This is a genomic window from Mesorhizobium sp. M1088, from assembly GCF_040318575.1.
Lineage (GTDB): Bacteria > Pseudomonadota > Alphaproteobacteria > Rhizobiales > Rhizobiaceae > Mesorhizobium.
On the sequence record NZ_JAMYMO010000006.1, the window covers coordinates 258,929 to 283,143 of the forward strand.

18 protein-coding genes, 1 tRNA gene and 1 pseudogene are annotated in these 24,215 nt (G+C 60.2%); 16 read left to right on the plus strand and 4 right to left on the minus strand.

What is annotated here, in order from left to right:
• The first annotated feature begins 40 nt into the window (after window positions 1–40).
• Window positions 41–520: a class I SAM-dependent methyltransferase gene (locus NKH49_RS10815; RefSeq protein ID WP_352541938.1), complete on the plus strand. Its 480-nt coding sequence runs from the start codon at window positions 41–43 to the stop codon at window positions 518–520.
• Window positions 521–557: 37 nt separating this feature from the next.
• Here the strand turns inward: NKH49_RS10815 and NKH49_RS10820 are convergent, their stop codons facing one another.
• The gene (locus tag NKH49_RS10820) at window positions 558–1,973 is read right to left on the minus strand and encodes an adenylate/guanylate cyclase domain-containing protein (RefSeq protein ID WP_352614639.1); all 1,416 of its coding nucleotides are present in this window, start codon (window positions 1,971–1,973) and stop codon (window positions 558–560) included.
• Window positions 1,974–2,177: 204 nt separating this feature from the next.
• Here NKH49_RS10820 and NKH49_RS10825 point away from each other — a divergent pair, with 204 nt between their 5' ends.
• From NKH49_RS10825 to NKH49_RS10835, 3 genes are all read left to right on the plus strand, one after another.
• A complete protein-coding gene (locus NKH49_RS10825; RefSeq protein ID WP_352614637.1) occupies window positions 2,178–2,984 on the plus strand; it encodes a hypothetical protein in 807 nt (268 codons plus the stop codon).
• A gap of 91 nt (window positions 2,985–3,075) precedes the next feature.
• Complete coding sequence (locus NKH49_RS10830; RefSeq protein WP_352470882.1) at window positions 3,076–3,600, plus strand: GNAT family N-acetyltransferase; 525 nt, start codon at window positions 3,076–3,078, stop codon at window positions 3,598–3,600.
• Between the two features lie 204 nt (window positions 3,601–3,804).
• Window positions 3,805–5,190, plus strand: a complete 1,386-nt coding sequence (locus NKH49_RS10835; RefSeq protein WP_352500817.1) for a hypothetical protein — start codon at window positions 3,805–3,807, stop codon at window positions 5,188–5,190.
• A gap of 78 nt (window positions 5,191–5,268) precedes the next feature.
• On the opposite strand, the pseudogene NKH49_RS10840 reads toward NKH49_RS10835, so the two are convergent.
• Window positions 5,269–5,473, minus strand: a pseudogene (locus NKH49_RS10840) (adenylate/guanylate cyclase domain-containing protein); the annotation flags it as partial.
• A gap of 177 nt (window positions 5,474–5,650) precedes the next feature.
• Here NKH49_RS10840 and NKH49_RS10845 point away from each other — a divergent pair.
• Window positions 5,651–8,950: an adenylate/guanylate cyclase domain-containing protein gene (locus tag NKH49_RS10845; RefSeq protein WP_352614634.1), complete on the plus strand. Its 3,300-nt coding sequence runs from the start codon at window positions 5,651–5,653 to the stop codon at window positions 8,948–8,950.
• Between the two features lie 18 nt (window positions 8,951–8,968).
• Window positions 8,969–9,649: a peroxiredoxin-like family protein gene (locus tag NKH49_RS10850; protein WP_352470916.1), complete on the plus strand. Its 681-nt coding sequence runs from the start codon at window positions 8,969–8,971 to the stop codon at window positions 9,647–9,649.
• An 85-nt stretch (window positions 9,650–9,734) separates the two neighbouring features.
• Here NKH49_RS10850 and NKH49_RS10855 read toward each other — a convergent pair whose 3' ends face one another.
• Window positions 9,735–12,707 (minus strand): trifunctional glycosyltransferase/class I SAM-dependent methyltransferase/polysaccharide deacetylase, encoded by a 2,973-nt coding sequence (locus NKH49_RS10855; protein WP_352614632.1) that lies wholly within the window; start codon window positions 12,705–12,707, stop codon window positions 9,735–9,737.
• 362 nt (window positions 12,708–13,069) lie between these two features.
• On the opposite strand from NKH49_RS10855, the gene NKH49_RS10860 reads away from it, so the two are divergent.
• The 6 genes from NKH49_RS10860 (at window position 13,070) to NKH49_RS10885 (ending at window position 20,903) form a co-directional block, all read left to right on the plus strand.
• Window positions 13,070–13,288, plus strand: a complete 219-nt coding sequence (locus NKH49_RS10860; protein ID WP_352500816.1) for a hypothetical protein — start codon at window positions 13,070–13,072, stop codon at window positions 13,286–13,288.
• A 38-nt stretch (window positions 13,289–13,326) separates the two neighbouring features.
• Window positions 13,327–13,992 carry a DUF3450 domain-containing protein gene (locus NKH49_RS10865; RefSeq protein ID WP_352470876.1) on the plus strand — a complete coding sequence of 222 codons (666 nt, stop codon included), beginning with the start codon at window positions 13,327–13,329 and terminating at the stop codon, window positions 13,990–13,992.
• Between the two features lie 7 nt (window positions 13,993–13,999).
• Entirely contained in the window at window positions 14,000–16,657 is a 2,658-nt protein-coding gene (locus tag NKH49_RS10870) for an OmpA family protein (RefSeq protein WP_352926032.1), read from the plus strand.
• A gap of 15 nt (window positions 16,658–16,672) precedes the next feature.
• Window positions 16,673–17,164, plus strand: coding sequence for a Rab family GTPase (locus tag NKH49_RS10875; RefSeq protein WP_254818889.1), 492 nt, complete (start codon window positions 16,673–16,675; stop codon window positions 17,162–17,164).
• A gap of 3 nt (window positions 17,165–17,167) precedes the next feature.
• Window positions 17,168–18,238, plus strand: a complete 1,071-nt coding sequence (locus NKH49_RS10880) for an adenylate/guanylate cyclase domain-containing protein (RefSeq protein ID WP_352614629.1) — start codon at window positions 17,168–17,170, stop codon at window positions 18,236–18,238.
• 439 nt (window positions 18,239–18,677) lie between these two features.
• A complete protein-coding gene (locus tag NKH49_RS10885; protein WP_352458337.1) occupies window positions 18,678–20,903 on the plus strand; it encodes a mechanosensitive ion channel family protein in 2,226 nt (741 codons plus the stop codon).
• Window positions 20,904–21,034: 131 nt separating this feature from the next.
• Here the strand turns inward: NKH49_RS10885 and NKH49_RS10890 are convergent.
• Window positions 21,035–21,109: transfer RNA gene (locus NKH49_RS10890), tRNA-Gly, on the minus strand.
• Between the two features lie 230 nt (window positions 21,110–21,339).
• Here NKH49_RS10890 and NKH49_RS10895 point away from each other — a divergent pair.
• The 4 genes from NKH49_RS10895 (at window position 21,340) to NKH49_RS10910 (ending at window position 24,196) form a co-directional block, all read left to right on the plus strand.
• Complete coding sequence (locus tag NKH49_RS10895) at window positions 21,340–21,837, plus strand: prolyl-tRNA synthetase associated domain-containing protein (protein ID WP_352458336.1); 498 nt, start codon at window positions 21,340–21,342, stop codon at window positions 21,835–21,837.
• Between the two features lie 85 nt (window positions 21,838–21,922).
• The gene (gene trxA / locus NKH49_RS10900) at window positions 21,923–22,915 is read left to right on the plus strand and encodes a thioredoxin (protein WP_352458335.1); all 993 of its coding nucleotides are present in this window, start codon (window positions 21,923–21,925) and stop codon (window positions 22,913–22,915) included.
• A 163-nt stretch (window positions 22,916–23,078) separates the two neighbouring features.
• Window positions 23,079–23,750 carry an LON peptidase substrate-binding domain-containing protein gene (locus NKH49_RS10905; protein ID WP_352470870.1) on the plus strand — a complete coding sequence of 224 codons (672 nt, stop codon included), beginning with the start codon at window positions 23,079–23,081 and terminating at the stop codon, window positions 23,748–23,750.
• Window positions 23,751–23,956: 206 nt separating this feature from the next.
• A complete protein-coding gene (locus tag NKH49_RS10910) occupies window positions 23,957–24,196 on the plus strand; it encodes a Trm112 family protein (RefSeq protein ID WP_023675986.1) in 240 nt (79 codons plus the stop codon).
• The last annotated feature ends 19 nt before the right edge of the window (window positions 24,197–24,215 follow it).

Below are 24,215 nucleotides of genomic sequence, written 5' to 3' on the forward strand. Positions count from 1 at the left end.
CAGTTGATTTCGTGAACTGGTTCTGGACATACAATCGCACATGAGTCGCCTTGACAGTTTCATCCGGAGGATGACCGCACAGCGCGACATACTCGATCATGTCTGCGCCGAGGTTGCGAAGATGGAGGGCCCCGTGCTCGAGCTCGGCCTCGGCAATGGCCGGACGTTCCACCATCTGCGCGAGCGCCTGCCCGGACGCCGGATCGTAGCGTTCGATCGCGCACTTGCCGCACACGCCAGCTCAATTCCCGAAGCTGAAAACCTCGTGCTCGGCGAAATACGCGAGACGGCGAGCAGGTTCATTGGCATCGACGCCGCTCTTGTTCATGCCGACATCGGCACCGGCTATGAAGATCGCGATGCAGTGACCTCTACCTGGCTTCCCGATCTGACCGCGCGCCTGCTTCGCGTCGGCGGCATCGCGGTCAGCGGCACGCCGCTCGATCACCCGCAGTTGCAACGCCTCTCGCCGCCACCTTCGATTGCCGCCGATCGTTATTTTATCTGTAGGCGCGTGTGAGGGGCCGGGACGAGCCAACTCTTCAGGGGCCAAGCCTTCAGGGGATCGTGTATACTGCTATCTCCCGGTCAATGCCGCGCAGCGAGACCTCGTGGGGCACGGGCGTCAGCGCGTTCCTATGTAAGAGATCGGCGGTGAGATTGTCGTCGACCACCGCTCTAGTGGCGAAGATCGCCTGTGCGTTGGCAAGGTTCTGCACCCGCGAAGCAATGTTGACCGTCTGGCCGAAATAGTCCTGTCGCTCATTCATCGACACGGCGATGCAGGGGCCGGCATGGACTCCGATCTTGAGCAGCAAATCCTCGCGGCCGCTCTTGTCGTTGAGCGTACGCATGGCATCGCGCATCCTGAGGGCTGCAGCAATCGCACGATCAGGCGTCGCGAAGGTCGCCATCACCGCATCACCGATCGTCTTCACCACCGCGCCTGCCTCCGCCGTGACGATCTCGTGCAGAACCTGGAAATGCTCGCGCACGAGATCGAAGGCTGAAAGGTCGCCCACCCGCTCGTAAAGCTCGGTCGATCCGCGCAGGTCGGTGAACAGGAACGTCAGGCTGGTGATCTTCAGGCGCTGGTTGATGTCGAGTGTATCCGTGCGATAGAGATCGCGGAACGTCTGGTTGGTGAGCAGGCGCTTGGCGGTCAGGAAGGGCCGGCGTTTGCCCAGGAAATCATGCAATGTCTGGCCGGCGATGAAGACTGTCGGCAGCACGCGGGTGTCGGTCCGGTTTTCCAGCGAAATGCGCAACGGGCCGGGTTGCATCTCCAGCGTCTGGTTCTGGACATGGTCGCGGTCGAAGGCCAAAGAGAGGCTCCGGCGCTCCTTTGTTGGTTCGCCCTTCCCGTCGATGAACTGCGCTGAATGGGTGACCGGCTCGAAGACGATGATGAATTCAGACGGAAGCTGTATGGTCAGAACCGCCTTTTCACCGGGCGCAAGCTCGATATCCTCCAGCGAGAACGCTTCCAGCTTTTTCACGAAATCCTCTTCCGGCAGATCGACGCCAGACGCCCAGTAGATCTGGCGGAAATATTCCGCCACCGGCAGTTCGTGTGGATTGTGTGCGGCAATCCTGCGCACGCGGGGACTGACGGTGAATGTCACCTCGACCATCTCGTCGAGAGTCGGTGAATAGCCCTCGGAGCACAGCGCGCAGGTGTATTCGTCCTTTTGCAGGGTTTTCAGCGTGGCGTTGGTGTCGAGCACACCGCCGCAGCCGGGGCACAGAACATTCCAGGAAATGTCGAAGATGCCCACCCGCGCCGCATGGAGAAAGGCGCCTATTGCGCGCTCCTCGTCGAGGTCATGCTTGCTGGCGAAGGCTGGCGCATTGATGCGGCAAAGTTCGCGGTCCTCGCCCTCCGCGATGGTTCGCTTCATCGCGTCAATCGCCTGCGGATCGACATCGGCCGATTGTCGCAGAAGTGAGAATAGATCCTGAGCTTCGTTCATCGTGCAGGCTCCGGAAAATGCACCTCGAGGCGTTTTGACCGGACCGATCTTTGGTCCGAGTGTTCCATCTTACTTCGAAACGGACCGTACGGCCATTCGAATGGATAAGCCTGGTGACCGTTCAATTTCCATTCGGCGGATTTTAACCGGCCGCAAGCAGCACTATGATGGTCCATGGAGCATTCATCTTTGGGATTTTCTTCCATGCCGACATCAGACAATCCGCCATTTCCCGCGGTCCTGCGCCTTTTTTCTGCGGGGGTCATCGTCGTCCTGATCGTAGGCGCCGGCCTGTTTTTCATGCCTGCGCTGGTGAAACCGGGCTGGCCTTGGGCCGTCACGCCGTTCAATGCGCGCTTCCTCGGTGGCTTCTACACCGCCGAAATGGTCGTGATGGCGGCACTGCTGGTCTGGAATCGCTGGTCGCCCGGCAGGCTCGTGCTCGTCATGGCCTTCATCTTCACCGTCATCGTGTCGGTGGCTTCGTTCATCAATCTCGGCTATTTCAACTTCGAGCGCAAAGCGCCTTGGCTGTGGTTTTTGGTCTATCTTGCTTCGGCCGCGCTATCCGGGCTGTTCCTGTGGCGGGCCAGGGCCCGTCCTTCCGCAAAAGGCGTGACCTTAAATCTCGCATGGCGCGGCTACATGCCGGCGGAATCCGCGATCCTTGGGCTCTATGGCGTCGGCCTGTTGCTGTTTCCCCTGACATTCAGTGGCATCTGGCCATGGCCGATCGATGCCTTCCACGCTCAGGTCTACAGCGCCATCTTCCTCGCCGGTGCGGGCGGTATATATCTCGTCTGGAGAAGCGCGCCGCGCGAGGAACTGCTGGTGCTCGGGTTGGCGCAGTTTCTGGTTGGCCTGCTTGCCATCCTCGGCGTCGTCATCACCGACGCTGCGGTGCACCGGATCGACTGGACGGCGACCGGGACATTGTGCTGGCTCGCCCTTTTCGGCTGGATAGGCATCAGCGGCGTGTTCAAACTCTACGCTGCCTCCCGGTATTTTTAGCCCGCAATCGGTATCATAGGTCAGAGACGGCTGGATTTTCAGGTGGCGTCCGGTGCATCGTACCGGGCCGATTGCCTTCGCCGGGAACGCCATGACCAGCACGACCTCGCCACCCGCCGAGAAAATCCAGCCGCTGCTGCGGTCCGTCCGGTCAAGCGATGCGGAGGCGCTTTGCGCTATCTTCAACATGCCGGGCTTCCGCTGGGGCACGCTCAGGATGCCTTTCGAGATGGTGGAGCAGGTGGCGCGGCGCATTGCCAAGTCCGGCCCGGAAACCACCTGGATCGTTGCCGAGCTGGACGGCAAGGTCGTCGGCCATGGCAGCCTGGTCGTGCAAGGTTCACCGCGCCGTTCGCACATCGGCGAGATCAATATCGGCCTTGACGATGCCTTTGTCGGCAAAGGTATCGGCTCTGCCATACTTGGCGCGCTGCTTGACGTGGCCGACAACTGGCGCGCCCTGAAGCGAGTCGAATTGACCGTCTATGCCGACAACGAAGCGGCCCTCCGTCTCTATAAGAGCCACGGCTTTGAGATCGAAGGCCGGCATGTGAAGGCCGGCTTTACCGACGGGCAGTACCACGACCTCCTGAGCATGGCCCGGCTGCGGTTCTAAGATCCGCTGTTTGCCTTAGCTGTTTGGCCAATCTGACAATTCGTGCCGAGGCAGCGAACAGGGGATTGCTCAAGGAGAACTGCGTAGGATACGGTCATTTCGTCTCACACCACCTTGATCGAATTGACGATCTATGTGGGCCGGCCGCATCCAGCAAGTCTGGTCTCGCTTGGCGTTTACACCGCAAGCGGCTAGACGGGACCAATGACCGCCGTCTTTGATCCAACCCCTACCCCTCCGCGGGAAATTCTGGCTGTGCTGTCGCTGCTCTGCCCGGAGGTCGTGCGCGACATCGAGCAGAACTGGAATGCACCGGTTTCCGATTACGCCCGCCATCTGTGGCGGCCGGTGGCAAGGCCTGCATCGGGCCCGGCGATCGCTGCCCGCTCGATCCTGCGCGAAGTCCTGCATCAGCGCCTCGGTAGGATCATGCAGCCTGAGGAGATCGGCAAAGCCCTCGACGAGTTCGAGCACAGACCGGTGATTCAGTCCGGCCTGCACTGCTTGCTTCTGATGGACCGGATCACCTTCGATGCCCTTCTGCTTGCCTGGCTCGGCGCGGTCGAAAACGGGCTGTCGGCCTTCGTCGGCTTCATGGGAACGACGATGACCATGGAGACAGTTGGCCGGGAGGGGCCGGGATGGCTCGATGTCGGCGACGACAAGGTCAACCTGTTTGGCATGGGGCGCCACAAACTGTGCCGCAAAAGCGCCTGCGTGGCCGGTCCCGTCTCCATCAACAAGCGCGCGCTCGAAGCGGTGGGCGATGAAACGGATGCCAGCCGCTGGCTGGGCACACTGCTTGCCAGCCGGGACAAGGTGTTTGAAACCGCCGCCGATGCGCTGACTGAACTGAATGAGGATCTGGTCGCCAATTGGGATCGTGCCGGCATGGCCCTGCCGGTTTTCGTCGATGATCGGGTCGCCGCGGCTGCCATGGCGCGGCATCTAGAATATGACGGCAGCCTTCTTTCCAGGCTGCTGATTGAACCCGCAAGACGCCAGCGTCTCGAACATGCCTGGCAAGAGGCCGCATCGAGCCCATTTGGCAGATTCCTGCCCAATGCCACGGACTATTTCTGGGGCATCCGCGAGGAGCGCGTGCGCAAGCTCGTTCTCGAGAACGGGCACCTGATCGAGCCCGACAGGCCGCAAGGTCTTTCCATCCCGTTCGAGCGGCCGTATCTCAGGCAGGCGCTGCTGGACGGCGTGCTGCTGCCGAACTTGTTCCTGACGTTCCTCGTCCTTGCCATATTGCCGCGCGTGCGGGTCGTGGGCGGCCTGAGACAGATTGGCTATGTAGCGCTTTTCCACTCGATCCTTCTGGCCGTGCTGGACGAAAACGTGCCGGAAGAGCGCGATCTGGCCGCGGAACTGCAGGTTCGGGAAAATGCCTGGGGCATGCGGGTCATCGATGAAAAGATCTCAGTCCGCGAGCAGCTTGCCGTCCTGCCGGAAGGAGCGCTCTTCCCGGACCTGCTCCGGCAATACCGATTGAGGACATTTGCCGAGACGACCGACGACCTGAAACTGGTTCGCGAAAACGCCAGATGGCGCAAGATCGGCCAGGCAGAGATCAAGCCGACCTGAGCCTAATTCGCAACCGCAAGCGACGGCGATCCATCGGCGAGCCTCTGGCGTCTGACCCCGCCGCACAGGCCTCACCTGTCATTGCACCACACCGCCCTTGCGGAGCCCATCCACCACGTGTTCGAAATCGACCGGTTCTTGTGGCAGACCAAGACTTTGTAGCGGTATCCAGCGAATAGTCGCGATTGACGCGAAGCACCTCCTGCCATGGCGCGCGGGCCTCGGCGAAGCGGCCCAGATGACCGTAGCTGGCGGCCAGAAACGCGCGCGAGACGTCGGTGACAGCGCTTGCGAGCCAGCCGTTGCATCAGAGGTCATGGGTAGCGCTCTGCCACCGGACCCACACGGATCGCCCGCTGCCGCTTGCCCGTCGACGGCTATCGGTGCATCCTTGTGAATAGCCTGGCCGTGAAGTGCGAGCGAGATCACGCCGTCACGGCCACTAGTGAGGTCTTGTTCGATGGACTGCTCAGGCTGCGGTTTCGAGATTGAGGGCGGTTACGCCTTCTGTCCGAGGTGTGGCAGGCGCCAGCCCGCGCCATGCGCCAGTTGCGGCTACACCTGCGCACCTGATTTCGAGTTCTGTCCGAAATGCGGGGCAAGCGTCGGTGCGCCCGCAAAAGCCGTCGAACGGCCTGCTCCGGCACCAAGCCGGACCATTGTGTCGCCTTCTCGAACTCCGTCGCTGCTTCCGAACATCGAAAGCGAAGAAGGGCTGCATCCCGTCTCTGACGCCGATCGCCGGACGGTAACGGTCCTGTTCGCCGACCTTTGCGGCTTTACGACGCTCAGCGAGCAGCTCGACCCCGAGGTCATGCAAGCGCTGCAGAACAAACTGTTCAAGGAATTGACGGCGGCCGTGCGAAACTTTGGTGGGTTCGTCGACAAATTCATCGGCGATGCGCTGCTCGCTTTGTTCGGTGCGCCGGTCGCGCATGAGGACGATCCGGAACGCGCGCTTCGTGCCGCTCTCGACATGATCGCCCGGACGGCGCGGCTCGGCGAAAGCACCCCCCACTCCGGCTCGCCTCTGTTACTCCACATCGGCATAAACACTGGTCCGGTCGTTACTGGCGGGTTGGGCATCGGCGCCGCCAGATCCTATTCCGTGACCGGCGACACAGTGAATACGGCGCAACGCCTGCAATCGCTGGCCGCACCGGGTGAGGTGCTGGTAGGCGAGCTCACTCACAGGCTGACCCGGCATGCCTTCTCTTACGAGTCGCTGGGTGATGTCGTGTTTCGCGGCAAGGCTGGCAGCGTGCTCGTTCATCGACTGGACGCACCGCTAGCGGTGCCGCGTGCAGCGCGCGGGCTCGAGGCGCTCGGCCTCAGTGCGCCGCTAATAGGTCGTGGGGCGGAGCTCAATAGAATGATGGCGAGCCTTGACCAGGCGTGCGGCGGCTCGGCCCAACTTGTCCGCCTCGTCGGAGAAGCCGGCATCGGGAAATCGCGGCTGGTGAGTGAGTTCGTCGCCCGCGTCGGCGACGACGAGCGTTTTCGCAACGTCGCCGTGCGGCAGGCCACGTGCTCACCGCTGGGTGAACAATCTTTTGGCGCCTTGGGCGCAGTGGTGCGCAGCGCTGCCGGGATGATGCAAAACGACAATGGGGACGAAATGCGGGGGAAGCTCGCAGGCTTGCTTGCCGATCTCGGCCTGCAGGGCGAGGAGGCGAAGCGGCTGATGCCTTTGCTCTACCATGTGCTTGGCCTTGGCGACCCCGATGCCACCTTGCAGCATGTCGAGCCCGAGCAGCTGCGGCGGCAAATTCTCTACGCAGTCCGCACAATCATCGAACGGCGGCTTGCGTTGTCGCCGCTATTGATTGTCGTCGAAGACCTGCACTGGGCCGACGCCGTGTCGCTCGAGGCACTACGTTTCGTGATGGACAGGTTGGAACGCACGCGGTTGATGTTGCTGGTCACGCATCGTCCGGCGCCGGACAACGACCAGCTCGACTCAAGTCGGGTCAGTCACACAGCGCTCAGGCTTCCGCCACTCAACAATGATGACGGACGCAGCCTGCTGGCAGCGCTTTTCGGCGAGAGCTGGGTAAGCTCCGCGGGAGGGCTTCTCGACCAGATCCTCGAGCGCGCGGGCGGCAACCCCCTTTTTGTAGAGGAAATCGTTCGCGGCCTTATCGATCGCGGTGTACTGGTGCGAGAGGGCCAGCGATGGCGGACTGTGGCAGGCGAAGTCGCAACCGGCATCCCCGCCACTATCCAGGCAATGTTGCTTGCCCGCGTCGACCGGCTGCCCCAAGAGGTGCGCCGGTTGGCCCAGGAGGCCGCGGTAATCGGCCCGCGCTTCGATGCCACACTTCTGAAAACCGTGACAGCCGACCCCGGCCGGCTCGAAGCCGGCTGCGAACTGCTTTGCGATGCGGAAATCATCGAGGAAGTTGCCGGATCAGGCTCGGTCTCGTCTCAAAGCTACCGCTTTACGCAAACATTGCTGCAGGACGTGATCTACCAGAATCTGCTCCTGCAACGCCGGACCGAAATCCACGGGCGGATCGGTGCTGCCTTGGAGCAACTGTGCGGCGACGAGCCGGAACGGCTCGAGGATTTGACCGTGCTGGGTCATCATTTTGCACAGAGCGCCGAGCGGGAGAAGGGCGCGCATTACCTGCAGGCGGCAGGCGATCGCGCTCGCATGATATATGCCAACGACGACGCCCTTCGTTTCTACGAGCGAGCACTGACTGCGTTGGGCGCGATCGGGCAAACACCACTCAAACTGGCAATTGCAGAGCGCATTGCCGATTTGAGCGGCCCGGCAGGCCGCCGTGAGATCGCGCACCACCACTACGAGACGGTGTTGCAGGCATACCGCGAGTCAGCCAATCGCGTCGCCTCGGCGCGAGTTTTGCGTAAGATCGGTCGGCTACTCTGGGATGTCGGCAAGCGGGACAAGGCAGAACCCCGCTATGCCGAGGCGGCAGCGCTCCTCGATGGAGCGGATGCCCCGATCGAGCAGGCGCATCTGTGGCAAGAACGTGGCCGACAGGCGTTCCGTAGCGGAGATCACGCTCTCGCGGCAAAATGGGCAGACGCGGCGCTGGATTGCGTAGGCACACTGACAACGGAGCATGTCTCCGAGGTAAGGTGTGATGCCACTCTTGTGACCGCCGAGGCACTCAATACCAAGGCTGTCGCGCTGGCTCGCCTTGGGCGAAACCGTGAGGCCGTGCGTCAGGTTGAGCGTAGCATTGAATTGGCCGAAGCCGCCGGTCTGCTGGGCGCGGCCTGCCGCGGCTACACCAATCTCGGCGTGCTTTACACGACCATCGATCCCGCAAAGGCAATGGAGGTCTGTCGGCGCGGTCTTGAAGTGGCGCGCCGTATTGGTGATTTGGGTTTCCAGGCGCGCCTCCTCGCCAATCTGGCGGTCGCTTGTTGTACTTTCACGGATCGCTGTCCAACGGAGGGCGTACCCGCTGCCGAGAAGGCCATTGAGATCGACCGTGCGCTCGACCAGCGCGAGCACCTGCCGGTGCCTTTGATCGTGCTTGGGCAAATCCACCAGTGCAACGGCCGCCCGGACCTGGCGGTTGGGTTGTTCCACGAAGCACTGGACGTAGCTCGCGAAACGGGCGAACCCCAACTGCTGTTTCCGTGTTATGATGGTCTCGCAACGCTTAATCTCGATCTCGACAATCTGGCCGAGGCCGAACGCTACTTTTCCCTGGCGCAGGGTATATGCGCCCAGCACGGGCTCGACCCGGAAGCGCTTGTGGTGCTGCCTTTTCTCGACTAGCCGGGGTGGAGGTTGGAAATGTCCGCGCGTAGTGACTTGGTGCCGCTTCAACCGGGCGACCGTGCGCCAAACGTGGTACTCGACGCCATTACCCAGGAAGGCAAGATCGCGCTTGACGATTTTCGCGGCCAAAAACCGGTGCTGGTCGGCCTGTTTCGAGGTCTGCATTGCGCGTTTTGCCGGCGCCATATCGCCGCCCAGGCGCGGCTTGATCCGGAGCTGCGCGAAAGGGGCGTGGAGAGCCTGACGGTGGTCAACACGCCGATCGAACGGGCGCGTCTCTATTTCCGCTACCATCCGATGCCGAATCTGCTTGCGGCCTCCGATCCTGAACGCGCTTCACATCGTGCTTTTGGACTGCCCAATCTCGAATTCACCCAAAACGAGACGAACTGGCCGTACAAGGTCTCGATGGCAGCGGCAAAGGATATGCGGGTCGACATACCAGGCGAGTTGCCCGGTCCTATGGATCCTCTTGCGGCCAGTGAAATGCTCAACAAGAGGGACCATTACGAGCTGACCGAAGCCGACGAGCAGATGCTAGCAACGGGACACGGACAATTGGTCGGTCAGTTCCTGCTGGACCGGCAGGGGATCGTCCGCTGGAGCTTCACGGAGGTTCCAGAGGGTGGGCGATACATGTTTGGGGCGCCAAGCCCGCAGGAGCTGATGTCAGCCGTATCGCAAGTCGCCCAATAGACTTGCGAACGAGGTAAGCGGGCGGGACACGGAATAAAAAGCGGAACCAATTTGTTACGAATCTAGACACTGACAAGTTCACGGTTCATGCGAGCACGGCCTCGACAACGGCAACAAAGTCATCGAGCGAACGATCCCCACGAATCTCGATGCGCGGAAGGTCGATGGGATCGCAATCGAGGTCCGCCGGTCCGTGTCTGCCGCCGAAGCCGATTCGATAGCCGCACTCCTTGGCCAGCCTGCCAAGCCGTCGGTCGGTGACAGAGAAGGGTGCCGCGAACGCCGCGGTTGGCCGACCGGTCCACCGTTCGATGAACATACGAGAGCGCAGGAGCTCGGCGGCCAAGTCAGAGCTCGACAGACCATCGATCGCGCGATGCGTCGCCAGATGGCTTCCGAAGAACGCACCTTCGCCGGCGAGGCGTCGCACCGTCCCGGCGTCCATAAGCTGCGTCGGCGGGCCGCTGTAGGCGTCCCACTGTGCACTTTCACCCACCAAGTCCGTCACCAGGAACACTTCCGCGGTCAGGTCGTTCGCGCGCAAGGCCGGCCAGGCATGGTCGGCAAAGTTCTGGAAGCCGTCATCGAAGGTGATGAGCACTGGGCGGCCAACGAAAGGCTGACGGTTGGCGATGAACCATTCCAGCTGCTCGGAGCTAATCGCGTGAAAGCCATTGGTGCGCAGCCATGTCATTTGGCTGGCGAATGCGGCGGGCGCGAGCCGAAAACGGGCGAGCGCGGCCGGACCTTCATCGGAGACACTGTGATACATGAGGACAGGGATACGCTGCCGCCGCTCGCTATGTGCGACGTCGCGGCGCAAGGCCCGCGCCCCGCCCCAGACGATATTTCGCGCGACTCCGATTTCGATGGGGGCGCGGATTGGCACATGATCTATCGTCGGTTCCGTCGCCACGTCGCCTGGTGACAGGCGGCGGAAGCGGTCTATGCGGTAGAGCTCGGTCTGGATCGATTGCTCGAGAACGAGGCCGTGGGTCGCTGCCAGCGTCTCTGAGATCGCTTGTGCACCGAATGTGTTCCAGTCGAAGCCCGTCCTTTCAACATTGTCTCGTAGCACGAATGCGTGTGCGCTGATGAAACTGCCACCAGGCGCCAACGCCTCAACAAGTTTTTTGGCGATGCGCCGCAACTCGGTGAGATCGTCCAGGTAGTAGAGCACTTCCGAACAGACGATCAGATCCATCTCGCCCGGCAGCGTGTCCGCAGAAAAATCCAGTACGCCGAACTCAACGTTCGGCTGATCACTGCATCGCGCGCCCGCCCGCCCGACGGCTACGGCGGAGATGTCAGTTGCGGTCAAATGGCCCACGCGCGGCGCCAGCTGCCGCGTGAAGTGGCCCTCCGCGCAGGCCAGCTCAAGCGCCCGTCCGATGGGACCGGCAGGCAGAATTTCGAGCTGCCGCTCATATTTTTCCTGCTCATAGGGCGAACCGTAGTTCCAGGGATCCTCGATCGCAAAATGGCGATTCCAGAAAGATGTGCGGTCATTGTCGCGCCCATCCGCGGCCCGTGCACGGCGCGGCGCTGCAAAAGGCTCTTTAGTTTCGGCGCTCGACCGAACCAGCGCCTGCGCTTCCGCGGCCAATCCCGCAAGTTTGCCGAAATGGCTGTCCTGATCAGACCGGCGTCCCGCCATGGACAACAATGCCTCGGCTGCAGACATGTTTGACTTGTCGGCACCGGCGCCCTTTTGCGGTGCATCTACAGGCGATCGCCTCGCAAGTCGCGCGGCACTGTGCATAGGCCGCTCAGAGGGCAGGAAATTCAGGATCAATTCAATCCAATGACGCCTCGTCACTCTCCCGAGTACGCCGAACTGCACGAGAGCCTCGATCTGGCCATCCATCATCAGATGGGCATAGATTTGATCGATTCCTTTCGGTACTTCGATCGAGGCCGGATTTCGCACGTCGACACGAATTCCAAGTGTCCGCGCCAGCCTGCGCGGCGCGGCAAGATCGTCGACATCGAGCAGCATTTGCTCAAAGTGATACTGCACGCGGCGAGCCGCGTCCGGATTATTCCAGACCTTGCCGAGTTCGAGGATCAACTCGGTGAGGGAAGCGCCGAACCTGTCCCACCTGGCAGCCAATTGCGCTGGCACCGACAGGCTTCCTACCATAAGGCCATCGACGGCCACCTTGGCGATCTCACGCGCCCACTTACGTCCTGCTGGGAGCGCGCGCAGGGACTGCGGGTTGATCGAGCGCGAGCCGCAGCCGCAATCCGATGCGGCGTTCCACAACGCGAACCACGCGAGTGCTTCTGAAGCGGTGTGGCCGTTCGCGTCGGTCGCTCCATTGGCGTGAGCCGATGCCGGGTGTTTGACCCTGGGATCGGCGGAAAAGCCGCGAGCGATCACGACTTCGCCATCTGCCAGCATCTGCGCCGAATTGCGGCTGAGCGCGTTGGGGCTGGCCCGATAGAAAGCGAGCGGCTCGTCGACCATCACCCAATTTTTGCCTAGACGTGCGAGGCGCTGCCACAGATCCCAGTCCTCGCAGGTGCGCAGCGACACGTCGAAACCGCCCAACTCGACAATTATCTCCCGATCGACCAGCAGCGCGTGAGTGCGGACGGCACACCGGCGGGCGAACGTTTCGAAGGGTTGAATCGCAACCTCCGTTGCGATGCTCGACGCCGTGAGTTCGCCATCGGGCATCACGCGTCGGGAACCGCAATAGGCAGCCACTGCATCGGGAGCGGATTTCAGTGCGGCCAGCATTTTGGCAAGGAAGCTGGCATCCACCCAATCGTCCGCATCCAGAAACATGAGCCAGTGGCCGCGCGCCTTCGAAATCCCGCTATTGCGCGCGCCGGCGGGGCTATGCGCGCAAGAGCTCAACATCCGAAATCGGGCATCGTGCTCTACATAACCGGCGATGATCGCAGGGGTGCGGTCCGTGGAGGCGTCGTCGACGATGATCGCCTCCCAATCCATTATTTCCTGATCAAGAAGGCAATCGAGTGAGCGCGCCAGCGTTACCTCCGCGTTGTGCGCAGGAACCACGATTGAAACCAAGGGATCATGCGCCACGCCGTCTTACCCGCGCCTGGTTCGAGGTAGAACAAGATGTGTTGATCTTTCTCGGCGTAGGCCGTCACAATCGACGCCGATCAGTCCGTCGACCCATCGTCCATCACCACTATATCCAGTATCTGGCAGGTCTGCCGGCGGATGCCGGCACGCATTGTGCCGACGGTTTGCTCGGCATTGAGCATCGGTACCACACCGCCCTGCGGTAGCATCCTGGATCATCGAGCTTTCGTTTTCTTCGGCAAGAGTTGGCAAATGTCAAAACCGGATGACGGCATCGGCTGGCAGCACTGCCCTGTCAAGATAAGGGCGAATTGGAGGCGGGCAAAAAAGACTTGAACACAGGCTGAATGGCAGCGCGCATGCCCGACGGCTTGGAGCTGGGGTCGATGCGCCAGGGCATCTCCGCTCTCGCATTTCATCTGCATAAAGATGATCGCGGGCGAAGACGCGAGCGCGAGCTGATCCGGATCGAGCCGCATGTCGAAATCTACCCGAATGGGGACGTTCGAACCGACTTAAGCCGCGAAGATTCCGGCTTGCGGGTCGACAATTTTACTGGCAAGTTTACCAGTTGCTAAATTAGTGCTGTGGCAATGTTCAAAAGAAGGGGCATGGGATGGCCAAGGAATCTTCGAGTACCGCTTCTTCGGCAAATAAAGCGGACGCAAATCTGATAAGTAATGCAGACGGAAGCGGGCTGACCTTCATGGCGGGCCAGGCTCGCGAGAGCGGAGCCCCCGGCGACGCTGTAGGTGTCGACAAGATACGTGATCTGCTGTTCGGCAACCAGATGCAGGACTATGACCGCCGCTTTTCCAAGCTTGAAGAACGGGTCTTGCAGCGCTTCAAGGATGTCGAATCCGAGGCCAAGCGCAATCTTGAAATGTACGAGTCAAATGCAAAGAAGCAGGTTGACTCGCTTGCGGCGCAATTGCGGAACGAAAAAGACGCGCGAGCCGACGCCGATAAGGAGATTGATCGGAATCTTCGCGAGCAAAATCAGGCGCTCGAAAAGCAGGTGCGCGCGTTGTCGGATCAGTTGAGCGAGCTTGAGCGGGAAGTTGCGGACCGGATAAATCGAAACGATCATTTGCTGCGTGAGGAAATCAAGCAAAAGAATGAAAGCATTCAGATGCTGATGGAAAAAATGTTTTCCGATCTTGGCAATGTCAAGACCGACCGAAATCTTTTGGCTGGCCTGTTTGTTGAGGTTGCAAAATGTCTAAATCAGGATCCCGTCGGCAGCAAGAACAACTCGGAGCGTACCTGGAAAGTGAGTTGATCGGAACTTGACGTCGACTGTCGACCCAATCAGCCTCCCTCAAAGAGCAGCTTCGAACGATACAGAGATTGATCGCGAGGCGCTGGCTCGCCTTTTGATCGAAATTGCCCGGAACGTTGATCCGGACTATCGTGCGCGTCTCGACGGAATCCCAACCGCCGACCCTCGCATGGAAACGCTGCGCCAGTTGCTGGTCGGCCGCGAAATTTCGGAGCTTTCACGAGTTACGCACCTGCTCGACGAACCCGAGCAGCTTGCGGCTGCAGTGGGGAGCGTTCTCCCCAGTGCAGCCGCACGTGCGCCTCATGCGCAACTCGGAGAGGCCCTTGCGCCAGCTGTCGAGAGGGCCGTGCAACGGTCCATCCAGAAGAGCCCGCGTACGCTGACGGATATATTGTACCCGGTGTTTCTGCCGGCTATTCGCAAGTCGATCGGCGAAAAGATCGACCAGACCTTTCAATCGTTGAATGAAACTTTAAGACATATATTTACCTGGCACGGGCTCAAGTGGAGACTTGAAGCGTGGAGAACAGGAGCAAGCTTCTCAGAAGTTGTTCTTAAGCATTCTCTTGTTTATCGTGTAGAACACGTCTTTCTAATCAATCGCAATTCCGGGCTTTTGATAGCGCATGTAGCTGCCGATAATGCAACTAGCGAAGATCCTCAACTCATTTCTTCTATGCTTAGTGCAATTCAAGATTTTGTAAAAGACTCATTTAACGAGAAAGAACAGAGCGGCCTGGATACCATTCGTTTCGGAGAGCTTCGTCTCTGGTCGGAAGTTGGACCGTTTGCGACCTTGGTTGCGGTGATCCGGGGAAATCCGCCGGAGGAATTACATGAAATAATTCGCGATGTATTGCTTCGCATCCATGATGAATGCTCACAGGCTCTAGAGCAGTTTGACGGCGACAGTTCGCAGTTGGCCGGCGTAGAGACGCAGTTGCAGACCTGCGTTGAACTGAAGCAGGAGGAATCAAACCAGGGATTTCCGTGGCTGGTCGTGGCTGCAGTCCTGCTGGTTTTGATTCCGGCAGGCGGTTGGTTCTTTCTTTCCTGGCAATCCGTGCAGCGCTGGCAGACCTATGTGTCGCGACTGGGGACCCAGCCGGGCATCATCGTTGCCGAACAAAAGGTGCGTGATGGCCAATTCTATATTGCCGGTCTGAGAGACCCGCTTGCCGCCGACCCGCAGTCGCTGTTGGCCGGAACGCAGGTCGATCCCGCCCGCGTTCATTCACAGTGGCAATTCTATCAGAGTCTTGATCCGGAGTTCGTATTGAAGCGGCTAACGGCGTCGCTGGTTCCGCCGGATTCAGTACGACTTTCGATCGTCAATGGTCGCATCGTTGCCGAGGGTGAGGCTCCCAACACCTGGATAGATCGGGCGCGCGCAGCGGCCCAACAACTTTCGGCAGGCGGACCGGAATTCGACATCTCCAGGGTTCGTGATGTGAGCCCCGAAGCACGCGCGGCGGAGCACTGGCAGACTTATGTGTCGCGACTGGAGGCCCAAGCGGGAATCATCGTCGCCCAACAAAAGGTGCGTGATGGCCAATTCTATATTGCCGGCCTGAGAGACCCGCTTGCCGCCGACCCGCAGGCTCTGCTGTCCGGAACGGAGGTAGATCCCGCCCGCGTTCATTCGCAGTGGCAATTCTATCAGAGCCTTGATCCGAAGTTCGTCCTGAAGCGGCTGATGGTATCGCTGACCCCGCCGGATTCAGTACGGCTTTCGATCGTCAAGGATCGCATCGTTGCCGAGGGTGAGGCTCCCGACATCTGGATAGACCGCGCACGCGCAGCGGCCCGACAGCTCTCGGCAGGCGGACCGGAATTCGACATCTCCAAGGTTCGTGATGTGAGCCCCGAGGCTCGCGCGGCGGAGCACTGGCAGACTTATGTGTCGCGACTGGAGGCCCAAGCGGGAATCATCGTCGCCCAACAAACGGCGAGGGGGGGACATTTCTATATTTCCGGCCTGAGAGACCCGCAGGCCGCCGACCCGAAGGCTCTGCTGTCCGGAACAGGGGTCGATCCTGCTCGCGTTCATTCACAGTGGCAATTCTATCAAAGCCTTGATCCGAAGTTCGTGGTGAAGCGGCTGATGGCGTCGCTGACTCCGCCGGATTCAGTACGGCTTTCGATCATCAAGGATCGCATCGTTGCCCAGGGTGAAGCTCCTGCCGCCTGGATAGATCGGGCGCGGGTCGCCGCCCAACAGCTGTCCGCGGACGGACTCTCTCTAGAACTCTCCGAGCTGCGTGAGTTGACCCCTCCGCAACTCACTCATTTGAGGGAGGCTATTCAAGCGGTCAACATTTTCTTCGATTCTGGCAAGGCTGTACCGGGACCAGAGCAACTGCCGGTTCTCGACAAATTGGCGAATCAGTTGAAGGAATTGGCCGAGGACGCCCGCAAGGCAGGCGTAACAGCACAGTTCATGTTGACCGGCCATTCGGACGAGACGGGCCGTGAAACGGCCAAGTTGTCGATCAGCGCCGCGCGCGCGGAGACAGTTCGTGCGCTTCTCAAGAAGCGCGGCGTCGATCCGGAGTTGCTCTTGGTTCGCGGCGCGGGCACCTTTGAGCCAGCGGAGATTGAAAATAGCCGAACCGGGAACTCCGCCAACCGCAGAGTTTCGGTTACGGTAAACTTCCACTAGGCGGAGCCCAGGATATTGCAAAAGAAGATCTGCATGTTGGGCGGGTTCGCTGTCGGAAAGACGAGTCTGGTTCGCAGGTTTGTGCAAAGCATCTTTTCAGAAACCTACTTGACCACGGTGGGAGTGAAAATCGACAAGAAGAGTGTCGCATTCCCGGACAAAACCGTGGATCTGATTTTGTGGGATTTGGCCGGCGAAGACGATATCGGCTCATTCCGCGTCAGCTATGTGCGAGGTGCGAGTGGGCTCGTGCTTGTCGTCGATGGAACACGCGCTGCTACTCTTGCCGTTGCGCTCACGTTGCGCGAGCGGGCCGAGGCTGAATTCGGCGCTATGCCGTTTGTATTGCTGTTCAACAAATCCGATCTGGCCGATCGGTGGGCAATATCGGATAGTGAAATTGACGAACTGAGGCAACTTGGATGGCAAATCTATCTAACAAGTGCGCTTTCGGGCGAACATGTTGATGATGCGTTTCGTCAACTTGCTTCGATGGTTAGCAAATAAACCATGAATGTCTTGCCAAGAGAAGTTAAAAGCTGGATTTACGATTTCTTCTACAACGAGCGCTCGGTCGCATATCTGAAAATCGACGCCCAGCTTTGCATAGCTGCGAAGGGCGGTAACGTTAACCATTACGGACTCTCGTCAGTTCGCATAGGTAAGCCTGTTGCCGAGCAGCTTGAATTCATGGAAGGTTTGTTGCCCTGCCCGGAGCTTCCATATGATATGGCCATGGTCGAACTGCCCAGCGGGCGTGTCGCGGACCTCCATCTTTTTGCTGACAATGCCTGCGTGTGGCTGCTCTTTCTTGACGCCACTGCCGAACGCGACAATAGGCAGCGGCTTCAACAGAAGGCTTATGAAATGACGCTTCTGCAAGAGAGGGAGCGTCAACTCAACGAGAAATTACAATCGACAAACGAGGCGTTGAGGGCGAGCCAAGAGGGATTGTCGCGTGAATACCAGCGCGCCGAAGCCCTACTCCTCAACATTCTTCCGGCGTCGATCGCGGAGCGGCTAAAAGCGCACGAACAAATTGCAGACAACCATGCGGAGGTGAGTGTGCTTTTTGCCGACATCGTCGGCTTTACGGAAAGAGCGCGGAGCGTCGGAGCCGTGACGACGCTCGCTATTTTAAATTACTTCTTCAAGGCGGCGGATCTGCTCTCGGAGCGATACGGCTGCGAAAAGATCAAGACAATCGGCGATTGTGTGATGGTGGTCGCTGGCCTGCCCACCGCGCGATCCGATCATGCGGAAGCCCTTGCGCACTATGCACTTGAACTGCGGAAGGCGGTTAAGCGCGAACGCTTCGCAGGAGAACCGATAAGACTCAGAATTGGAATTCACTCAGGACCAATCGTGGCGGGCGTCATAGGCAAAAGGCGGTTTGCCTATGACCTATGGGGCGACACCGTTAATCTCGCCGCACGTATCCAAACGTCCGCGGAGCCCGATGAAATCCGTATTTCGGATGCAACTCATCAACTGCTTGGACCAAATTTTGCTTGCGACCCACTCCAGGAAACGGAATTGCGTGGTACAGGTCGTGTGCGAATGTGGCGGCTCCCGGCCTGATTTGCCGCATGGCAGTGCCGACCCGGAAGCGCATTTCATCTCAAGCAACATCATGGTTTCGAATGTCCGCAGCGGTGCGCGAAGCAGTTGACCACCGAGCGACCGCCAAAGGTCTGTCCTGGTCAACTCAGGAAATCAGTTCCTGAGATTTAACGTCGATGCCCAGTCCATAGAACGGCCGGAGGCCTGGGACGAGGTCGGAATGTCCTGCCCCCGCGGCTAAATAAACACCGCCAAGTACCCGGCGCAACGGTCTGGCTCGGAACGATGACGTCTTGCACCGCAACATCGGTTTCTTCAAGGTAGGGCAACAACGGACATAGATGTCGTTGCTCGCCGATCTGACCGGAAGGTTAACAGCACGATGCCACTCATGACTCGACGATTGGGCGCCAGGAACCTGGCGCGCCCGGCACGGCGTCTCGGAGACCTGACTGCGATGTTTGCCCTGATTGCCAGGCCGCTCGTCTTTGGGATCGCCCTTTTGTTGGCTGGTCAGGCGCAGGCGCAGGCGCCGGCGACCGTCCCGCCTGAAAGGGTCAAACAGCTGCTCGAGCTTCTCGACGATCCGTCAGTGAAGGCCTGGGTGGCCGAACAGCGAAATCAGGACGCCGGATCAACGGGAGCGCCCGCCGAGAGAGGGGCTTCGCCGACCGACGCATCGTCCGGCGCTGTGGCCGCACCAGGCCAGATGAATACGATGGCATCCTCGACGCTCGATGGGATCAGGCATCATATCGAAAGAATCGTGCGAACTTTGCCCTTGCTGCCAGGCCAGTTCGCGCGCGTTCGGGCAGAGACGATGGAGGATATGTCCAGCAAGGGGCCTGCCGGCGTATTTGTGCTGATTGCAATGTTCATCGCTGCCGGCCTGGCACTCACTTGGGCAACATTCAAGCTCACCCGTCCATTTCGTCTTTGGATTATCGCGCAACTGAAGGATACGCCTGTTGGGCGAGCCAAGAAGATTGGTGGCCGCCTGCTTTATTCCAGCATGCTGATAGTCTCTTTCGCACTGGGCAGCGCCGGCGCGTTCATGTTGTTCGACTGGCCGATGCTTATCCGCGAGATTGTACTGACATTTCTGATGGCGGCAGTCGTTACATGGGGTGTGCGCATGTACGTCATGGCCATGCTCGTCCCTTCCTTCATGAACGTCGAGAACGCCGTCGAGGTTCGTGCTTTGCCGATCACCAACGAAGCGGCTGACCATTGGTCCTATTGGCTACCCCGGATCGTCGGCGTCTTCGCCTTCTTCGGCGCCGCGTTTATCCTCTTGCCAGGTCTCGGCATCGATCAGGACGGAATGATGGTCCTGTCACTGGGCGCCGATTTCGTGCTGCTGTTGCTCCTGCTGCTCGCCATTTGGCGTCGGCCAAGAACGCAGCGAGACGGTGCGCGCCACATCGGTCACACGGAAGCGACATGGCTATTGACTGCTTATTTCGTCGTCCTGTTCCTGCAGCGTATCGCTGGCCTTTATACATACTTCTGGTTCACCTTCGCCGCATTCTTCCTGCCTTTGGCAATCGTGGTGACGCAGCGCGGGGTTAATTTCGTTCTGCGGCCAGGTTCGGAAGATGTCGGCCGGCCCACGATCCCGGCGGTGACGATCGCTGTCATCGATCGCGGAATCCGAATGATTTTCATCCTGGCGGCGGCTTACCTTCTCGCACGTGTCTGGGGTCTGGACATGCAATCCATGCGGGACAGCGATACGACGACGACGTTCATATTGCGCGGCTTGATCAATGTCGTGGTCATTGCCCTCGCCGCCGACTTCGGCTGGTCGATCATCAAAGCTTTGATCGAACGAAAGCTGGGCATAGAAACACCGCACCCTGTGATCAGCGACGAGGACGTCCCGATCCTCGATCCGCAGCAGGCACGGCTGCACACGCTCTTGCCGATCCTCCAGAATATTCTGCTCGCATCGATCATCGTGATGGCGGTGCTTATGATGCTCGCCTCGCTGGGTATCCAGATCGGCCCATTGATCGCCGGCGCTGGCGTCGTCGGCGTCGCCGTGGGCTTTGGGGCACAAACCATTGTCAAGGACGTCATTTCAGGCGTGTTTTTTCTGCTCGATGATGCGTTCCGTGTTGGCGAATACATTTCATCGGGCAATTACAAGGGTACTGTGGAAAGCTTTTCGCTGCGCTCGGTGAAGCTGCGCCACCATCGTGGTCCGCTGTTCACGATACCTTTCGGTGAACTCGGGGCAGTCCAGAACCAGAGCCGTGACTGGGTTATCGACAAATTCAACATCACCGTTGGTTATGACACCGATATCGACTTCGCTCGCAAGCTGATCAAGCGGATCGGCCTCGAACTGGCGGAAGATCCCGAGTTCAAACACTGGGTGCTCGACCCGATCAAGATGCAGGGCGTACAGGAGTTCGGCGAATACGGCATCGTATTGAGGGTCAAGGCCACAACCAAGCCGGGAGGCGCCTTCGGTATGAAACGCAAATTCTATGTACGCCTCCGCCAGGTCTTCAAGGAGCAGGGCATCGAACTCCCATTTCCGACCGTCCAGGTCCAGGGGCTACAGAACCAACATGGGGCAGAGAATGCACCGTTGGAGATCACGCCCGAGTTGAAAATGGCCGTCGCGCAGTCGCACACTATTCGGCGCAGAAAAAAAGCTAGCACAACGGAATAGAAAAGCTGCGACACCTGCTGGTCACAGCGCGGCTTTCCGCGCATCGCCATGGCAGGGACACTCTTTTCGCCACGTAAGCAAAAGGCGCCCCGAAAGGCGCCTCTTAATCGCTTGATTCCCCTCAAGGAAACTGGAGCGGGTGAAGCGATTCGAACGCTCGACCCCAACCTTGGCAAGGTTGTGCTCTACCCCTGAGCTACACCCGCTCGCGCGGCTTTTGGGCCGCAAGCCGCGCCTATATGGCTGAAGAGCGCGGCGATTGCAACAGGGAATTCGCAGGCTTTTTGCTTCGCCGGCAATGCGGAGAAGCGCTCCTCGGGACGTCGCAAGGCAATCACCCCCGCGTTGCGCGACGGGCTTGTCTTGGCCGCATCATTGGCCGTAAACGGCGTTAGCCGAACAAGCCGTTGAAAGCGGGCCATCAGAAGAAAGACCGATGCCGAAGACCGAAGCCGAACTTTTCGCCTTTCTTGCCGGACTCGGGATCGAGGTATCGACGCGGCGGCATCCGCCGCTGTTCACGGTCGCCGATTCGCAGGCGCTGCGCGGCGAGATTGCCGGCGGCCACACCAAGAACCTGTTCCTCAAGGACAAGAAGGACAATTTCTTCCTGGTCAGCGTCGACGAGGAGGCGGTGGTCGATCTCAAGCAGATCCACCATCTGATCGGCGCTGCGGGGCGCGTGTCTTTCGGCCGGCCGGAGATGCTGATGGAGCTTCTCGGCGTCGTCCCGGGCGCGGTCACGGTGTTCGGGCTGATCAACGACACCGAGCGAAGGGTCAAGGTCGTGTTGGACGAGGAGCTGATGAGCCATGCGGTGGTCAATGCCCACCCGCTGACCAACGAAGCGACGACTTCCATCGCTGCCGCGGACCTGGTCAAATTCGTCGAGGCAACCGGACATGATGCTGTTATCTTGAAAGTCTCGGCATGATCGCCACATGGGTGACTGAAACCGGGTTCTAAAGAAGGATGTTGCGCCCGTCCCTTGGCCGGCGGCGCGACCGAAAGGCGACGAGATGAGTGATAGCAACCCCTTTGGCGGCCCATTTGGCAGCAATGGCGGCCGGTATGCCACCACCGTGCAATATGGCGGCACCGATGCCGCGCGTGAGAAGGTCGCGCTTGCGGAGGCGCCGGCCGACGTCATCAAGGACACAACGACCGCTGGATTTGCCGCTGACGTGATCCAGGAATCGCGTCACCAGCCGGTGCTGGTCGATTTCTGGGCGCCGTGGTGCGGCCCTTGCAAGCAATTGACGCCGCTGCTGGAGAAGGCGGTGAAAGCCGCCGGTGGCAAGGTCAAGCTGGTCAAGATGAATATCGACGACCATCCATCGATCGCCGGCCAGCTTGGCATCCAGTCGATACCGGCGGTCATTGCCTTCAAGGACGGCCAGCCGGTCGACGGCTTCATGGGCGCCATTCCCGAGAGTCAGATCACGCAATTCATCCAAAAGGTCGGCGGCAAGAACGGCGGTGCGCCGCAAGTTGCCGAGGCGCTGGCCGCGGCCGCCGAAGCGCGCGACGCCGGGGACGTGCAGACGGCGGCCGACATTTACGATGCCATCCTGGAACAGGCGCCGGAGACAATCGAGGCGATCGCTGGCTTGGGCGATCTGCTGTTCGAGGCCGGCGATGCCGAAGGTGCCGAGGCGGTGCTGGCGCGGGCGCCGGAAGCAAAGAAGGATGCGCCCCAGCTCGCCGCGCTGCGGGCCAAGATGGCGCTCGCCGCGCAAGCAGCAGTGCTCGGCAATCCGGCGGAACTGGAACGGCGGCTGGCCGAAAATCCCGGGGATCACCAGGCACGGTTCGAGCTTGCCATGATCCAGAACGCCAAGGGTGATCGCATGGCGGCGGCCGACAATCTGCTGGCGATCATCAAGGCCGACCGCTCGTGGAACGACGACGGCGCCAGAACCCAGTTGCTGCAGCTCTTCGAGGCATGGGGCATGACCGACGAAGCAACGCTGTCGGCACGGCGCAAACTGTCGTCGCTGCTGTTTTCCTGAGCCGGCGCAGACTGTTTTGTCGCGCGGGCTTGCGGTAGGCCGCGGCTGCGCCAGATTAGGTTTTCGGACGGCGTTCGATTTCAGGTTTCCGGTGTTGCGCCTTGTGCCGGCCGGGAGGAGACGGATTTTGTGCGCTTCCTGACAAAGCGATCGGAGGATTGAGGTGCAGGCGGGAAACGCGCATTACCGGCTCGCTGCGGACTTACCGTCGACCATGCCGATCTTTCCGCTTGAGGGCGCATTGCTGCTCCCGGGAGGCCGCATGCCGCTCAACATCTTCGAGCCGCGCTATCTGCAGATGGTCGACGAGGCGATCGCCGGGCCGCGGCTGATCGGCATGATCCAGCCCAGCCTTAACGGTGCGCTGCGTCCCGACGGCGAGCCGGAGCTCTGCAATGTCGGCTGCGCCGGGCGCATCATTGCGCTGTCCGAGAGCGGCGACGGCCGTTACCTGATTTCGCTGCAGGGCGTGTGCCGGTTCCGTATTGTCCAGGAGCTCACGGTCAAAACACCGTTCCGGCAGTGCCGGTTGGCACCCTTTCTCGCCGATCTCGACGAGGAGCAGGCAGACGCCGAGATCGACCGGCCGGCGCTGCTCAAAGCGTTTCGCGCCTATCTGCAGGCGAACGATCTGGAGGCCGACTGGGAAAGCGTCAGCCGCGCCGAAAACGCCATGCTGGTCAACGCACTGTCGATGATGGCGCCCTACGGGCCGGCCGAGAAACAGGCGCTGCTCGAAGCGGCCGATCTGAAGACACGCGCCGAGACCCTGATCGCCATCACCGAAATGGCGCTGGCGCGCGACAATGAGGATTTCGGTTCGAGTTTGCAGTAGGCTCTTGCCTTCTCCCCTTGTGGGAGAAGGTGTGTCGGCACGCAGCGCCGAGACGGTTGAGGGGTGTTGGAAGGATCGCCGTCGGTGCCAAGCTGGAACACCCCTGATCCGACCGAGCTTCGCTCGGCCACCTTCTCCAACAAGGGGACAAGGGGAAGTTCGCGCTCGAACCCTTAACCGATTGCCTTGTGGAAAGGATGGATCGAATGGCGGATGGACGTGACGGGAACAGGACTGTCGACCCCAAGCTGCTGGAACTCTTGGCCTGCCCGCTGACCAAGGGGCCGCTTGCCTGGGATCCGGAACGCGGCGAGCTTATCTCGCGGGTGGCAAAGCTTGCCTATCCGGTGCGGGACGGCATTCCGATCATGCTGCCATCGGAAGCGCGTGTCATCACCATAGATGATGCCATGCCACCGCCGCCGCGCCTGGGTGGAACACCCTGAGTGCTGCGGTTCAGAGCCG

Coding starts and splice junctions, on each gene's coding strand:
- NKH49_RS10865 (WP_352470876.1), top strand. CDS start 13,327: ATGGCCAAGGAATCTTCGAGTACCGCTTCTTCGGCAAATAAAGCGGAC.
- NKH49_RS10820 (WP_352614639.1), bottom strand. CDS start 1,973: ATGAACGAAGCTCAGGATCTATTCTCACTTCTGCGACAATCGGCCGAT.
- NKH49_RS10910 (WP_023675986.1), top strand. CDS start 23,957: ATGGCGGATGGACGTGACGGGAACAGGACTGTCGACCCCAAGCTGCTG.
- NKH49_RS10885 (WP_352458337.1), top strand. CDS start 18,678: ATGTTTGCCCTGATTGCCAGGCCGCTCGTCTTTGGGATCGCCCTTTTG.
- NKH49_RS10850 (WP_352470916.1), top strand. CDS start 8,969: ATGTCCGCGCGTAGTGACTTGGTGCCGCTTCAACCGGGCGACCGTGCG.
- NKH49_RS10815 (WP_352541938.1), top strand. CDS start 41: ATGAGTCGCCTTGACAGTTTCATCCGGAGGATGACCGCACAGCGCGAC.
- NKH49_RS10830 (WP_352470882.1), top strand. CDS start 3,076: ATGACCAGCACGACCTCGCCACCCGCCGAGAAAATCCAGCCGCTGCTG.
- NKH49_RS10825 (WP_352614637.1), top strand. CDS start 2,178: ATGCCGACATCAGACAATCCGCCATTTCCCGCGGTCCTGCGCCTTTTT.
- NKH49_RS10845 (WP_352614634.1), top strand. CDS start 5,651: ATGGACTGCTCAGGCTGCGGTTTCGAGATTGAGGGCGGTTACGCCTTC.
- NKH49_RS10880 (WP_352614629.1), top strand. CDS start 17,168: ATGAATGTCTTGCCAAGAGAAGTTAAAAGCTGGATTTACGATTTCTTC.
- NKH49_RS10895 (WP_352458336.1), top strand. CDS start 21,340: ATGCCGAAGACCGAAGCCGAACTTTTCGCCTTTCTTGCCGGACTCGGG.
- trxA (WP_352458335.1), top strand. CDS start 21,923: ATGAGTGATAGCAACCCCTTTGGCGGCCCATTTGGCAGCAATGGCGGC.
- NKH49_RS10835 (WP_352500817.1), top strand. CDS start 3,805: ATGACCGCCGTCTTTGATCCAACCCCTACCCCTCCGCGGGAAATTCTG.
- NKH49_RS10860 (WP_352500816.1), top strand. CDS start 13,070: ATGCCCGACGGCTTGGAGCTGGGGTCGATGCGCCAGGGCATCTCCGCT.